The following is a 13,838-nucleotide window of genomic DNA, read 5'->3' as shown; positions in this document are numbered from 1 at the left end:
AACCCGGAGTGCCAGTATGTCCCAGACCGACCGCCTGTCGGATGTTCTCGTCTTCACCCGCACCACGGCCTACCGCCACGACTCGATCCCTGCCGGGCAGGCGGCTCTGCGCGAGCTGGGCGAGGAGCACGGCTTCACCGTGGAGACCTCCGACGACCCCTCGGTCTTCACCGCCGCTTCCCTGGCGGGGCGCAGTGTGGTGGTCTTTCTGTCCACCAGCGGCGAGGTGCTCACCCCGGACGGACGAGTGGTGCTGCGACGCTGGATCTCCGACGGCGGCGGCTTCATGGGCGTTCATTCCGCTGCCTGCACCGAGTACGACTGGCCGTACTACGGAGAGTTGCTCGGCGCGCGCTTCGCCGGCCACCCGGACTTCCAGCCCGGCACCGTGCTGGTCGAGGACCGGAGCCATCCGGCGATGTGCCATCTGCCGCCGCGATGGGACTGGAACGACGAATGGTACGACTTCCGGAGCAACCCGCGACGCCCCGGTGTACAGGTCCTCGCCACCATCGACGAGACCGGTTACGAGGGAGGCGGCATGGGTGCCGATCACCCCCTGGTGTGGTGCAAGGAAGCCGGCGCCGGCCGCTCGTTCTACTCGTCGCTGGGCCACGCGGACGACGCCTACACCGATCCTGCCTTCCGCGGCCACCTCCTGGGCGGCCTTCACTGGGCGGCGGGCTGATGCCTCGGGCCCCAGGGACGGCTATGAATTCCCCGCTGCAATGTCACCGGCAGAGGGCACTTTCCACGTGTCTGGAACGCCCAGTCACGAAGAGAGGTCGGCGGCACCACTCCGCCGAGTGATCCGGGTCAGCCGAGGAAGCTCAGACGAACCTGACGGTCGGTGTTGGAGATGTTCGTGTCCACCAACCTCCGTTAAGACAACCCCGGACTAACCGGATTGCGACGCAGACCGAACCCGTGCCGTCGTCATTACCTTGTGGGGCACACGGCGGCTGAAGCGGGTACAGCACGCATAGGCCGACCGTGACACATCCCTCGCGCTATCAGCTCGTCATCGAAGATGTAGTCCGAGTCTTGCCACCTTCCGACGCGTTGGTGCCGGCGTCCGCCTGCCGCATGCGCTGCCAGCGTAGGGGCGCGATGCAGAGCGCAGGCAGCGAGACAGCCCGACAACGGCGGCTCTTGAGGTCGTCGTAGAGGACGCCAGACGCCGCTGGACCTGGTGGCGGACGTAGTGTCGACCGGTCTCTACAGGTGAGCCGAGGCGCTCGAGGTGGTCCCGCCCTGTTCAGGCGTGCCCAACCTCAGTTATCGGCCTCCAGGGCGCCGAATCATGTCGAACCCCGGTCGGCGGGTGAGCACGACGCGGGCATTGACGGCGTCGACGGAGTCGAATCCGAAGTGAGTGTCGGTGGGTGGCAGTACCGTCTGGGCATGACTGCATGGCCGCCAATTGATCGTGACGATCTTCGCAGGGCACGCGGTGACGCGGGCCGGCCTCGGTGCACGCGCGGGCCACACGGGCGAGCAGGCCGTCGCCAGCGGAGTGCAGTCCGCCGACGAGGACCGTGGCGGATCGCGTTCCCACACGCGGTGCAGGCCGTCCAAATCGTGCGCCGCCGACGGGTCGTCACCACCGGCAAGGTCACCCTTGGAACGCGTCTACACCGACTTGACGGCGGACCAGACCGACGCAACCGAGATCGCCCGCCGCGTCCGCGACCACTGGGGCATCGAGAACAAGATCCACCACGTCAGGGACACCACGTACGCCGAGGACGCCTCCCGCGTACGCACCGGCACCGCCCCACGCGCCATGGCATCCCTGCGCAACCTCGCCATCGGCGCCCTCCGCCTGACCGGCTGCGACAACCTCGCCGCCGGACTGCGCAGACACTCCCGCGACACCACCCGACCGCTGACCACCCTCGGCATCACCTGATCAAACCAGCCGTAACGCCGCCGTCTGCCGGGCCGCGCAGAACCGGTTTCGCCCGGCGGTCTACACCGGGACAAGGACGGTAAGCCATTCCGCTTCACGTGCCCGATACCCGTAACGATCCATCAGACCCGATACGATAGCCGGGACGTGGCCGGCTCCGTAAACGATGGCCACCCGGATCGGCTCGTCGGCGCGCTCCGCGTGGATCTCGCCGAGCGCGTCCAGCAACCGCTTGTCGCGCCGACCGGTCATCGCATGCTCCACAGGATCGTCGGCCATCATCTCCGCCCGCAGCGTCGACGGCAGATCGTCGACTACCAGGTCCTCATCGAGGAAAGCGCGCGGACCGCGCAGCGCGAATACCAGGCCCATCACGGGAGCCGCGACCATGAGAAGCAGGTACGTCCACCGCGGCAGTGTCTTCAGGTCCGCGATCGCCTCCGCCGCGGTCACATCCGGGTTGATAACCGGCACGGACTCGGGAAGCAACAGCTCATCGCGCTGCTCCTGCAAGCCGTTGCGCCGGCGCCGTGGGGTGAACCGGTAAGCAAGCGTGAGGGCACTCACTCCGACCGAGTTCCCTCGGATTCCCTCCATGACTATGAGGTCACATTCCCTGAGCCTGATGCGGACCTTGGAGTAGAACGTCGGCGAAGCCACATGCAGCATCGGGAAGATCACGAATTCAAGTGGCTTCCCTGTCCGCCTCATGGTGATCACAGCAGATCGGACGGCATACCCGGTCACCTCGATGATCTGCATGATTCCCCCGCGAACCTCGCCCGGTTTCCTTCCACCCGTACCAGGACACGAGCCCGCCCAGGGCCGCGGTTCCCTCCGGCACAAGCCGTGCCACCGGGCAGTGGGGTATCGAGTACGTGATCCACCACGGCATCACGTGATCAAACCGGCCACAACGCCAAAACGACGCAGCCCTGATGAGGTCAGTGAGCCAAGTGCGAACCCAACGCTTCTTCGCCACCGCCGCCGACCTCATCGGCGCCCCCACCAAGCTCGTCGACGACCGGCGACATCGCATGACGCGCCCGCACCACCTCGGGGGCACCACCGCCTACACTCCGTTGCGCTTCCACGGCCAGTACTACGTCCCCGAGATCAACCTCCACTACAACGTCTTCCGCCACCACGACCCGGAAACCGGGCACTCCATGACTCCGGACCCCGTGGGCCTCGCACCCGCACCCCATCCGGCGCCCTGCATCGACAATCCCCACACCTGCGCCGATCCACTGGGCTCTGGCCGAACTACCAAGTGGGCAGACTCTGGGGGACACATGAATCTGAGCGGGTGGATCCCCACCAAGGATCCGGCGGAGTCCGAGGCGGTCCTCCACGGCATCCGCGAGTCCGGTGTGAAGACTCAGGGCGCGGGTCCTCACGCATGGGGCCGTCCTTCCGCAAGCCGTTCGAGAATCGAGAACTGCTGGAGGATGCTCCTGCGTACCTCAGTAGAGGTAGGCGAACGAGTTCACCTGGGACGCGGTGAGGGCTCCGTTGAAGACGCGGACCGTGTCCGCCCCGCCGTGGAAGTACTCGCCCCAGCCGCCGTCGGCGGTGTGGCCGCGGCCGATCTGCAGCGGGCCGGGGGCGCTCCAAGAAGCGTTGAACTCCGCGGTGGCCACGGCCTTGCCCTTGATGTACAGGGTGATGTGACCTTCGGAGTCGTCGTACACGACGACCACTTCGTCGGAGTAGGACGTGGGAGCGCCGGGTCCGGCAACAACGGTCTCCTCGGCGTCCGGTTCACTGCCGCGGGTGACGACCAGTTGCCACTCGGACGCGGCCGGGTCGTAGCGGACCTTGAAGGCGTCGCTGTCGGCGTCGCCCTGGGACAGGACGGTCATCGGCCGGTCGGGGGTGGTGTCGGCGAAGCGGACCCGCAGGCCGACGCTGAAGCTGTCGGCGGTGTCGACGACGGGGCCGGTGGTGGCAGCGTAGTCGTCCGTGCCGTCCAGGGTCAGGTGGTCGTTGCCGTCGAGGGCGCCGGCCGGGAACTCGAAGCACTCGGGGTCTTCGAGGCAGGCCTCGTAGTCGGGGGTGTAGAAGCCGGCGCCGCCGTGCAGGGTGAGCGGCTTGTCGCCGTCCCGGTCGGGGATCACGTCGTCATCGGTCCGCTCGATGTCCCAGGCGGCGACCAGTTCGGCGGGGCGGGACCCCAGCCTCTCGATCTCTTTGCGGGGTACGACCCGGTTCCAGACGCGGACGTCGCCTATCTCGCCCTGCCAGCGCGCACCGGCGTCGCCGCGGGCGCGGCCGATCTGGAAGGCGCCGGGGGCGGCCATCGGGGCGACGTCGGTCTTGGAGGCGACTTCCTTGCCGTTGACGTAGAGGCGCAGGGTGTTGTCCTCGGTGTCGTACAGGCCGGTCAGGTGGGCCCAGCCGCCGACGGAGGCGCTGCCACCGGTGAGGGTGGTGGCGCCGTAGCGGAAGGACCAGGCGGCCGGGCCATCCGCGGTCGGGCGCAGGCCGAGGGTGAAGGCGGAGGTGCCGTCGGCGGCGTCCTGGCTGGCCACCGTCATCGGGGTGCCGGTGGCGGCGGGGCGGACCCAGGCGGAGAGGGCGAAGGTCTTGGCGGTGTCCGTCGCGGGGGCGTCCGGGGTGAGGTAGCTGTTGCCCCGGCCGTCGAGGGTGATGGTGGAGGTGAGGTCGGTGCGGGAGGGAGCGGGGGCGCCGAAGACGACGCCGTCCGCGGCGCGGGCCACGGGGCCGGCCTCGGCGGCGGCGTTGTCGGCCCCGGCGGGATCGGCGAGCGTCCAGTGGGCGACGGGGGTGCGGCCGGCGGCGACGCGCATCGAGTGAGTCGTCTGGGAACTGGACCGCCCTGCCCGGTCGACGGCGCGGACCTGCAGGTAGTAGGGCCCGCTGTCCTCCGGCATCCACCGGATGGTGACCGGTCCGCCCGGCTCCTCGGGCCGGACCCGCGTGGGTCCGGAGCCGAGGACGGAGTAGACGTACTCGACGACGTCGTCGGACGGGGAGTCGAACGTGAAGCTGCCGTAGACGCCGACGCCGTCGTGCCAGCCGCTGTCGTCGTCCGGGTACTGCTCCGAGACAACCGTCGCCGGCTCGGGGTTGACCGTATCGATGACGAACCGACAGGTGATGCCGGGGGTTTCGTCGCTCCAGGCGGAGGTCGCACCCTCGTCGTCGACGGCCCGGACGTGCCAGGAGACGACCGTGTCGGCCGGGAGGTCGGAAGGGGTCCGCCACAACTGGGTGATAGGAGATTTCAGAATGTGGGAAGTGTAGGTGCGGCGCTGCTGCGCTCCGTCAACGTCGGTCCACCAGGCCTCGAACTCGGCGCCGGCCGCGTTGGTCTCCCAGTCCTCGTTGTCCTCCGTCGTGTCTTCGACGGTGGCCCGGAGTTCGGGCGCGCGGGGGACGTAAACGGGCTCGTCGGAGCAGACCTTGGTCGAATCGACGGTGAGGGTGTCGGTGCTCGGCTGAAGCGGAGGAAGGTTCTCCCCGGCCGCCGTGGCGGTGCCCGGGGTGACGGCGAGCAGCACGGCTGCCAGTCCCGTGGCCGCGGCGGCGGTTCTGGCGCGCCGACCGGAATGTGTGTTCATGCGGTTGGGTCCCCCCGTTTCGGTTGTCCAGTCCTGCGCGGGGGCGGTTCGCCGCCTTCGGCTCGCGCCCACGCAGAGACCAGCAGCTGTCATGCTCACCGCCAGTCTCGGGCTGCACGACTATAGCGCTTTTCGAACGAGTTCAAAACGATTTTCCGGTCGGCGCAGAACCGTGACACCTGGGCCACAACAGGCCCGACGCCGCAACCCGCTGCGCGGCGGGGCCCACCTATCAGTTCCGGCACGCCGGCTGCAGGACGCGGCGGGAGAAGCGACGGCAGAACCTCCCGGACGCTCGGTCTGCGTGATCGCGGAGATCCGCCCCAACTACCCCACCGAGTGGGCCGCGATGATGGCGGTCACCACGAAACTTGCGTCGGTGCCGCCGAGACGGTGCGGACCTGGGTCCGCAAGGCCGAGGCCGATGCCAGCCGGCGGCTCGGTGTGACCTCGGAGGAGGCCGTGGAGATCAAGCGCCTGAAGGTCGGCCGAGCGGCAGCAAGGTTGCACCGATCTTGCTGCCGCTCGCCAGCCTGCCGAACAGATCGATGGGCGGCGCGGGTTCGGCGGCAGCTGCCTGCGCACGGCGGGGTCGGTGTCCGCCGCGAGCGTATGCATTCCTCACCGATCGCGGGATTGCTCGCGAGGGCCCCACGAACACCGGGAGACGGGTCCTCGGTCCTCTCCGGCTACCGTGTCCTCGCCGTACGGGAGGCTCGCGTGGCCCTGGCCTGAGCTGGGCGGTCCTTCTCACTTGGTGCGGCCGGAAACCGCTCCTACAGTTGTGGCTGCCGCAGAGCTACCCGAGGAACGACAGCCGGACCTGACGGTTGCGATTCGAGATGTTCGTGTCCACCAACCTCCGTTAAGACAACCGTGATGGTAGCTGCGCGGGAGCGCCGCAACGCGGGCGGCGACGGCGAGGCAATGTATGTACTGGGCTGGGTACATCACGCATGTGCCGACAGGGTCAGGAGGCTTCATCGTCGAGTCGGCTGAGGAGTCCGTCGAAGATCTGCTCACGTGCGACTTGTCCCTTGACTGCGGCGTCGTCTCGCTGGCGTTCGAGGGTGGGCCGGAACTCGATTGTGATGACGAAGAACGTGCACGATTCGCAGATCGACTGAAAGTGGCAGTCCATCTCGACGGGGCGAGCGCAGTAGCCGTTGCCGAGCATCCGGCGGTGCATCCCCCGGCGGAGCTTGGCCATCTCCGTGCCCTCGGCATCGGCCGGCAGCTGACGCGCGGCGTCGTAGAGTGCCTCGACCTTCTCGGAGACGGCGAAGTACTCGTCGGCGACAGTGCGGTCGGCGATCCACGCGTAAACACGGGCTGACTCTGGTGGACCTCGAAGGCCTCGCTGCCCCAGACCCAACGGGCCGGACGGTCACGATCCGTTGGGAGGACTCGGTAGGGGCGTGGCAACGACACGTGCAGGACAACCTTTCGCGGACTACCGGGTAGTTCGCGCATTCAGCCCGGGGCCCCTGTCTCCGCCCCGGGCCACAAGGACGAGGAGACGATCTGCGGCTGGGTGAAGGAGACCCGGCCGCCGGTGGAGACACCGCGACGGCGCTCGGGGCCTGGCTCGCCTCGAGGACGAGCCAGGCTTCTCGATGACGCCGCCTACCTCCCGCACCTGGGCCCGCCGGGGCACATCCCCGTCATCCGGGTCCGCGGCCGGTCCCGCCGCCGCATTTTGATCGCCGTCCTTGAACGCCGCCGGCGTGCGCGATCGGATGGCATCCCCAGGGGCACGGGAGCTGGATACGACTCCCGGGCTCCGCCACGTTCCGGGGCCTGGCCGCACGACCGGTTCGGTTGGTTCAGGCGGTCGGATCCACCGCGTAGGCGTAGCGGAAGTCGTGGTACTCGCCGACCGTCCACATCACCTTCTCGGACCCGTGATAGCTGAGATCCTCCGGGCCGGTGGACAGGAGGCTTTGCCGTACAGGCGATCTGCCACCGGGCTTCCAGGACATCAGTTGTCCACGCCTGGTCCGGCCGGCGCTGACGGAGAGGTAGTAGGTCCCGTTGACGCTGGCCGCCCCCTGCATCTGACGCCGGCCGACCTCATGCACCTCGTTGGCCACCATGCTGCCCGTCTCGTCCGTCCAGCCCGGCGACAGCGGCCAGCGGACAAGCTTGGGTTTCCTGCTGCGGTTGGGCCGTCCCCGGAAGTCACTGTTGTAACTGATGGTTCCGTCCTGGTCGTATTCGCAGACCAGGAGACTGTGGGGAGAGGCCGTCCGGTCGACCGACACCGCGGAGAAGCGCAGCCTGAGGCCGGCGTTGTCGAGCGCGCCCACCTGGGGGAGGACGTACTTGTACCCGTAGGAGTAGTAGTCCCCGGCGTCCCCGTTCCCGTGGAGTCCGACCCACTGCGGCCGGTCGTCCCTGGCCACCAGGATGGTGCCGAGGTCGAAGACGCGCAGGCCGTTGTACGTGTCCGCGACGTACAGACAGCCGTTGTACGCGGCGATGCCGCCCGCGTGGATGCGGACAGGGCCGTATGTGTAGAGGCCGTTGGCAGTCCTGTACGGCTCGACGAGCAGAACGTGGCGATACCGCGGTGCTCCGCTGGGGCTCCAGTCGACGAAGCTGACCCGCAGCCCTTGGTCCTGCGCACCGCCGAGGTCGTACCAGGAGACGTACAGAGTGGAACCCACCCCGAAGTTGTCGTACGCGGTGGTGACCCCCTGCGGGCGCCATCCAGCCGCCGACTGGTCATGGTCGACGTCCCAGTTGAAACCGTAGGCGTATCGCTCGGCGATGTTGGCCCGCCCCTCGGCCGGATCGACCAGCCCTCCGGTTCGGTTGCTGTCCGCGAGCACGCGCTCCTCCGACACCTTCGGAAGGATCCGCGCCAAGCCGGCGATCGCTTCCCGGTACAGGGTGCGGCCGGGGCCCCGGGTTGTGTGCAGTCGTCGGCTGAACCGGTAGTCGCTCGCTTGCTGCGCCGTCGCAGGGGTGGACAGGGCAACGGTTGCGGTGACCGAAGCCAAGGGCGCGGCGGCCAATCCCGTTAACAGCGATCTGCGTGAAATGCTCATGACGGGAAGAGTATGGATGGAATCCGAGCGTCAGTAGATGCCGGAGAGACGGGTTACGGCCATTCCCGGGGGCGGCGGCAAGGCCGCCCCGGTGCCCCGTGTGAGGCGCGCCACGGAGGCGGGGGGCGAAGCAGGGGGAACCGGTGGTCACGTGGGTGCGGCCCGGGCGCGAGGCGAACGAGTGGCCGCGCCCGTCCCGGTAGCAGCGAAGGTGACGCTTGACAGCCAACTCGCCGCCTGAGTAACCGAGTTCTGGGATCTCGCGTAGAACTGGGCGGCGTTTCTGACACCCTCGTTCCAGCGACGATGCAGGTAGCTGATGTACGGATCGACGACGTGCGCGCGCTGGAGAGTCTTGGTGATGACGTCGTCGACGGAGCAGGCGTTGACGAGCTTGCGGACGGTGGCCTGATGGAGCCCGATTTCCCGGCCGATGGCCGCCACCGATTCGTGTTGGCGGAGGGCTCACTTCGAGCGGGAGCGAGTTCGGGAGTCACAGAGACTCGACCCACCCGCCCACCGCGTCGAGGCCGAACCGGCCGTGGTTCGCAGTCGATTGGTCTCCACCGCTGTTCCTCAGGAGTCCCTCCCATGCCTCCGTGTCACCGGCGTCGACGGCTGTCCAGTAACACCACTCGGCGCGCCGCCGGTCACCGCGTCCCTCGTGGAGCCGGGCGAGCGCGGCCCAGGCCGACGTGTCCCCGGCCTCCGCCGCAGCAGTGTAAGCAGCCTCTGCTCCCGCCAGGTCGCCCTGCTGCTGCCGCACGTGCCCCAGCGCGGTCCAGACCGCCGTACTGCCAGCGGCGACGGCCAACTCGGCAGCCCGCCAGGAACCCTCTCGGTCGCCTGCTCGCTCCCTGATGCGGGACAGCACGGCCCAAGTTTCCGCATCACCGTTTTCGGCGGCCTCGTTAGCGGCTCGCTCAGCACCCCCCGTGTCCCCTGCGGCCTCCTTCAACCGGGCGAGGATGGTCCACACCTCGGTGTCGCCCGCCTTGGTCGCCGCAGCCGCAGCGATGTCCGCAGCCGAGCTCCGTGCCGCCTCCTGCCGCAGCCGGGCCAGCGCCACCCACGCCTCGGCGTCACCCAGGAACGCTGCCTCAGCGGCGGCGGATTCGGCGCCCTCGTGGTCACCTCGTTGCTCCCTGATCTGGGCCAGATGGGCCAACGCGGCGGTCGCCCCGGCGGCGGCGGCCCGCAGACACGCCCGCTCGGCCTCGTCGCCCTCCCCGCGTTGCAGGTGGATGCGGATCAGCGCGCTCCAGGCCTCGGCATCCCCCTGATCCGCGGCTCGCGCGGCTGCCTCCTCGGCGCCGGACGCGTCGTCCACCCGCCGATGCAGATGGACCAGGCCCGTCCAGGCGGCGGTGACACCCGCGGCGGCGGCCTTACGGTAGGCGGTCCCGGCCTCGGTGTCCCTGCCCGTCCGCTCGTACAGCCGCGCCCTGCCCATCCAGCCCCAGGGCTCCCCTGCCGCCACGGCCCGCTCGTACGCCGCGTGAGCGCCCACCTCGTCGCCCGTCCGCTCACGTCGCCGGGCCAGCGTCAGCCACCCCTGCGGGTACCCGAACCGGGCCGCAGCGGCGGCAGCCTCCTCAGCACGGGCCCTCTCCCCGGCGTCCTCGTGGACGAGAGCCATGGCTCCCCAGGCGCGGGGTGCAGCCTCCCGCAACGAACTCTCGACGGCACGCCGGGCGCCCCCTGCGTCCCCCGCGGCCTCCCTCGCGGCGGCCAACACGGACCAGACCTGAGCGCTGTCCGCCGCCACGGTCTCGGCCGCGTCCCGGTCACCGGTCTCTTCCAACAGCCGAGCCAGCGCTGACCGGGCCGCCTGCGAACCGCGATCGACGGCCCGCCGGTAGAGCCGTACCGCATGCCTGTAGCGTCGACGATCCTGGGCCGCCTGCCCAAGGGCGTACAGGTCGTCAGCCGTACGGGCGTGCGCCTCGGCCGCCTCCCAGAGCTGCGCGGGCGGGGCCAGCCTGGCGCGGGCTCGGCGCACGCTCTGGTCGAGGTAGTCGGCGGGATGGAAGCCGTCGGCGACACCGAGGCCCAGTGCCATCCGGTCGGGCACCAGGGCGGGCAGGTGAGTGGTGTCCTGCGAGCATAGGGATTGGACGGCCTTCGCGAACCATCCACGATCCTCCGTAACTCGGGCCGTCGTCGTGAGGTATCCGGCCGCGGCTTCGGCGAGGAGTTCCGCGGGAAGCGCGCTCGTGTGCCCGAGGCGTCGTGCGTCGACCGCAGCCGTGACGACGGCGTGCTCGATGTGAGACAGGGCATTGCCCGGACCCATGTCGTACTGCCGGACCAGCTCCGGACCTCCGGTCAACTGCTGGATCACCCGTGCCTGTTCGCCCGCCGCCGCCAGTGCCGCCCGCAGCCGGCGGTCATGGACGGCTGCCTTCCGGGCTCGCTGGAGACTGCCGCCGAGGCGGTCCGGGACGAGGATCTCGGCTCGGTGAGCCTTGAGCAGGTCACGCGCTCGGAAGTGCTCGTCCTGCGGGCCGCTGCCGCGAGTGGTCAACAGCCGCAGATACTCGGGCCACATGCTGCCGATCACCACCAGCGGCGAAACCCGGGCCAGCAGATCGGCCAGGGCCTCGGCCGCGTCCTCACCGGCGGGTCCGGTCAGATAACGCTGTGTCTCGTTGAGCCAGACCACCGTTCCGGCGTCCACGGAGTCGGTAGCGATCCAGTCAACGAGTTCCCGTGCGCCAGACGGAAACAGCAGGGGCCAGTCAGGGAGTTCACGGCGTACGGCTTCGAAGGCCGACCGGGTCTTGCCCGTGGAGGACTGGCCGACCAGGACGGCCAGCACGGCTTGCCCGCCCTCCGCGGCATGACGCAGCCGCTCCCGCAGCGGCTCGTCGTGCTTGCGCTCGATGTAGGTGGTGAGTCTGCCGTACCCCTCGCCGTCCACGTCTACCGCGTGGTGCACACCGAGCCGGGAAGCCTCCCACAGCTCGGCCGTCCGAGGAGACGGTCCGGGCCGCTCCTTCGCATCGATCCACAACTGCCTGATCCGTCCGACCGCTTGCCCGCCGTCGTCGCCGGCCAGCACCGCGGCGACCGCCACTGCGTCGTGCAGGCCGGGGAGCTTCGCCCCGGTCAAGAGCCGGTTGACGGTGTCCTTGCTGGGGGCACCTGGCAGGGCGTCATCGAGGGCGATCCGCTCGGTGATCTCTCCCAGACTGGGGGCGCCAGCGGCGAGATAGAGCCGGTACAGGTGCCGCTTGAAGTCCCGCAGCGCCCCGGGCGGCAGGCGCGGCGGTGCCACTTGGCGCGGCTTGCGTCCCGAACCCCGGCTCTCGTCGCCTCTCATCGCACGGTCCCCTCATCCTCGAACAGTCTGCCCAAGTCGCCGCCGCCTCTCGTCGCCATTGGTTGAGAGCCACGGATAGGCAGTCATTCTCGGATCAATGACAGCGTCCGTCCAAGGGCGCCACGATTCCCCGCCACGGAGGCTCCGTTGATCTCTCTATCCATCCCACCGACCCGCACCATGCCTGCGTGTCTCGTGGTGACTGTCCTCGCCCTGCCCCTGCTGCTGGCGACGCTGGCCAGCCTTCCGGCGCTCGCCGTTCTGCCATTCCTGCGGGAGGGAGGAGTGCGGGCTGAGCGGATCATAAGTCAACTCACGTACTGGACAGGCGTGTTGGCACAGCCATCGCGTGAGGTCCGGTGACCCTATACTTGCCAGAAACGACCCGGACGGGGGATTTAGTGGAGCTGATCACCTTCCATGGCGCGGGCCTGAGCGTCGCGTATGAACATGTCTCCGCTTCAGTCACCGTGGTAAAGCCCATGGGCGAGATCGGAGGCTCCTACCAAGCCTCGTTCATGCGAGGTGTGTTTGTCGACCTGATCAATCAGGGGCACTGTCTGTTGGCTGTGGACTTGGAGGGTATCGACCTGCTCGACAGCACCGGCATCGGCACTTTGGTCGGCGCCTTGTACCGCGTCCGCAAGCCCGTACCGAGGGGCATGATTGCCCTCAGTCAGGGCCCTGAACGCGTCATGAAAATGTTCCGCACCCTCGGGTTCACCAAGATCTTCCCCATCCATCCGACCATTCAGGAAGCGGAAGAGTGGTTGCTCCGTGAGGAACCCAACTACGCGCATCGACGCGCGGTGCCCGAAAGCGCGCCTCACCTCCGGGCACCTGGCACTGTCAGGCGCGCCAGCTGACGCGCACATGGCCGCGCGCGGCATCGGGTTCCTGGGCTGGAACACGCGCTACCGGGGCCACGAGCCGGACTTCGTCCTCGACCGCGCGCTCGTGGACATCGGCGTCGGCGTGCGGTGGCTCAAGAAAGAGGCCGGGGTCGAGTACGTCATCCTACTCGGCAACTCCGGCGGCGGTTCGCTCATGGCGGCGTACCATTCTCAGGCCGTCGAGCCGTGCGTGCGACCGGCCCCCGGCGGTAGGCCGGCGCCGAGTGCGGACGACCTGATTCCCGGCGACGCGTACGTCTCGCGCGCCGCGCACCTCGAGCGCCCCGACGTGATCACCAAGCCAGCGCTCACCGTGGTTGCCCAGGAGACGTCCATCATCGGCCAGACCACCGTGGAGCTGCTCCGCGCGCGCATGGCCGACCCGAACCGTCCGGTGCAGACGGTGGTCGTCCCGGTCAGCCTGAAGATCCGCGGCTCCGGCGAGGTGCCGGCCTGACGTCCCGACACCCCTTGACACGGGCTCCGGTCATGGGCGATCGCTCGGGATAACGTTATTTCGCAGGCGCTCGGCTGGGCCCGATGTCCGGAGCAGGACACATCAGGATCCCTCGCCGGGCGTCCACGGGGAGTGCGAGCGCGCGCCAGACGGGGAACAGTTCGCCCTGCTCGCCCAGGACGGCGGGTTTGGCCAGGTCACGGACCCGGCGCACGATCAGTCGGGCGGTGACCCGCTCTGTTTTCTTGCGGCTGGCGAACGCGGTGTAGGCGGATATCTCGGCGTCCGAGATGAGCTTGCCGGTCTCGGGATCGGGCACGGCGGTGGGATAACTGATCTGCTGCCATGCCGCGTCCGGGACGCTGAGGACGGCGCGTTTGATGGAGGGGTTCATGCCAGTGGTGATCGAGAAGTGGGCGCCGGCCCGGCGGCAGGCGGCGATCACCCCGGCGTTGTGGAACTGTGAGTCGCCCGCAGGATGCGCATGCCGATGCAGCCGGCCTCCACGGCCGTGGTCAGGGCCTCACTGACAAACTTCGGGGCGTCGCGGGAGTCTTCGCTTTGCCACGGCGCATCCGCACGGCGGCGATTACCGGCCGCGAGGCCAAGTG

General features: G+C 69.0%; 11 protein-coding genes and 1 pseudogene. 5 read left to right on the top strand and 7 right to left on the bottom strand.

Annotated features, from left to right (window positions below):
• Positions 1 to 16 precede the first annotated feature (16 nt).
• Positions 17 to 688: a ThuA domain-containing protein gene (locus tag ACFU8W_RS28520; protein ID WP_384042899.1), complete on the top strand. Its 672-nt coding sequence runs from the start codon at positions 17 to 19 to the stop codon at positions 686 to 688.
• 933 nt (positions 689 to 1,621) lie between these two features.
• A complete protein-coding gene (locus tag ACFU8W_RS28515) occupies positions 1,622 to 1,912 on the top strand; it encodes a transposase (protein WP_384042896.1) in 291 nt (96 codons plus the stop codon).
• 60 nt (positions 1,913 to 1,972) lie between these two features.
• On the opposite strand, the gene ACFU8W_RS28510 is transcribed toward ACFU8W_RS28515, so the two are convergent.
• On the bottom strand, positions 1,973 to 2,674 hold the full coding sequence (locus ACFU8W_RS28510; protein WP_384042893.1) for a hypothetical protein: 702 nt from the start codon (positions 2,672 to 2,674) through the stop codon (positions 1,973 to 1,975).
• Between the two features lie 176 nt (positions 2,675 to 2,850).
• Between ACFU8W_RS28510 and ACFU8W_RS28505 the strand changes: the two are divergent.
• Positions 2,851 to 3,156, top strand: a pseudogene (locus ACFU8W_RS28505) (RHS repeat-associated core domain-containing protein); the annotation flags it as partial.
• Between the two features lie 222 nt (positions 3,157 to 3,378).
• Here ACFU8W_RS28505 and ACFU8W_RS28500 read toward each other — a convergent pair.
• The 5 genes from ACFU8W_RS28500 to ACFU8W_RS28480 form a co-directional block, all read right to left on the bottom strand.
• The gene (locus ACFU8W_RS28500) at positions 3,379 to 5,499 is read right to left on the bottom strand and encodes a LamG domain-containing protein (protein WP_384042890.1); all 2,121 of its coding nucleotides are present in this window, start codon (positions 5,497 to 5,499) and stop codon (positions 3,379 to 3,381) included.
• 970 nt (positions 5,500 to 6,469) lie between these two features.
• A complete protein-coding gene (locus ACFU8W_RS28495; RefSeq protein WP_384042887.1) occupies positions 6,470 to 6,874 on the bottom strand; it encodes a hypothetical protein in 405 nt (134 codons plus the stop codon).
• A gap of 451 nt (positions 6,875 to 7,325) precedes the next feature.
• Positions 7,326 to 8,552, bottom strand: a complete 1,227-nt coding sequence (locus tag ACFU8W_RS28490; protein ID WP_384042884.1) for a hypothetical protein — start codon at positions 8,550 to 8,552, stop codon at positions 7,326 to 7,328.
• Positions 8,553 to 8,699: 147 nt separating this feature from the next.
• Positions 8,700 to 8,996 (bottom strand): hypothetical protein, encoded by a 297-nt coding sequence (locus ACFU8W_RS28485; RefSeq protein WP_384042881.1) that lies wholly within the window; start codon positions 8,994 to 8,996, stop codon positions 8,700 to 8,702.
• Between the two features lie 49 nt (positions 8,997 to 9,045).
• Complete coding sequence (locus tag ACFU8W_RS28480) at positions 9,046 to 11,877, bottom strand: hypothetical protein (protein WP_384042878.1); 2,832 nt, start codon at positions 11,875 to 11,877, stop codon at positions 9,046 to 9,048.
• Positions 11,878 to 12,278: 401 nt separating this feature from the next.
• On the opposite strand from ACFU8W_RS28480, the gene ACFU8W_RS28475 reads away from it, so the two are divergent.
• Positions 12,279 to 12,743 (top strand): STAS domain-containing protein, encoded by a 465-nt coding sequence (locus ACFU8W_RS28475; RefSeq protein WP_384042875.1) that lies wholly within the window; start codon positions 12,279 to 12,281, stop codon positions 12,741 to 12,743.
• Positions 12,744 to 12,750: 7 nt separating this feature from the next.
• A complete protein-coding gene (locus ACFU8W_RS28470; protein WP_384042872.1) occupies positions 12,751 to 13,227 on the top strand; it encodes a substrate-binding domain-containing protein in 477 nt (158 codons plus the stop codon).
• A gap of 55 nt (positions 13,228 to 13,282) precedes the next feature.
• Here ACFU8W_RS28470 and ACFU8W_RS28465 read toward each other — a convergent pair whose 3' ends face one another.
• A complete protein-coding gene (locus ACFU8W_RS28465) occupies positions 13,283 to 13,672 on the bottom strand; it encodes a hypothetical protein (protein ID WP_384042869.1) in 390 nt (129 codons plus the stop codon).
• Positions 13,673 to 13,838: the final 166 nt, after the last annotated feature.

The organism is Streptomyces sp. NPDC057565 (genome assembly GCF_042801455.1).
Classification (GTDB): domain Bacteria; phylum Actinomycetota; class Actinomycetes; order Streptomycetales; family Streptomycetaceae; genus Streptomyces; species Streptomyces yanii.
The sequence above is the reverse complement of the archived record's forward strand: the minus strand, read 5'-3'. Positions and strand labels throughout refer to the sequence as shown.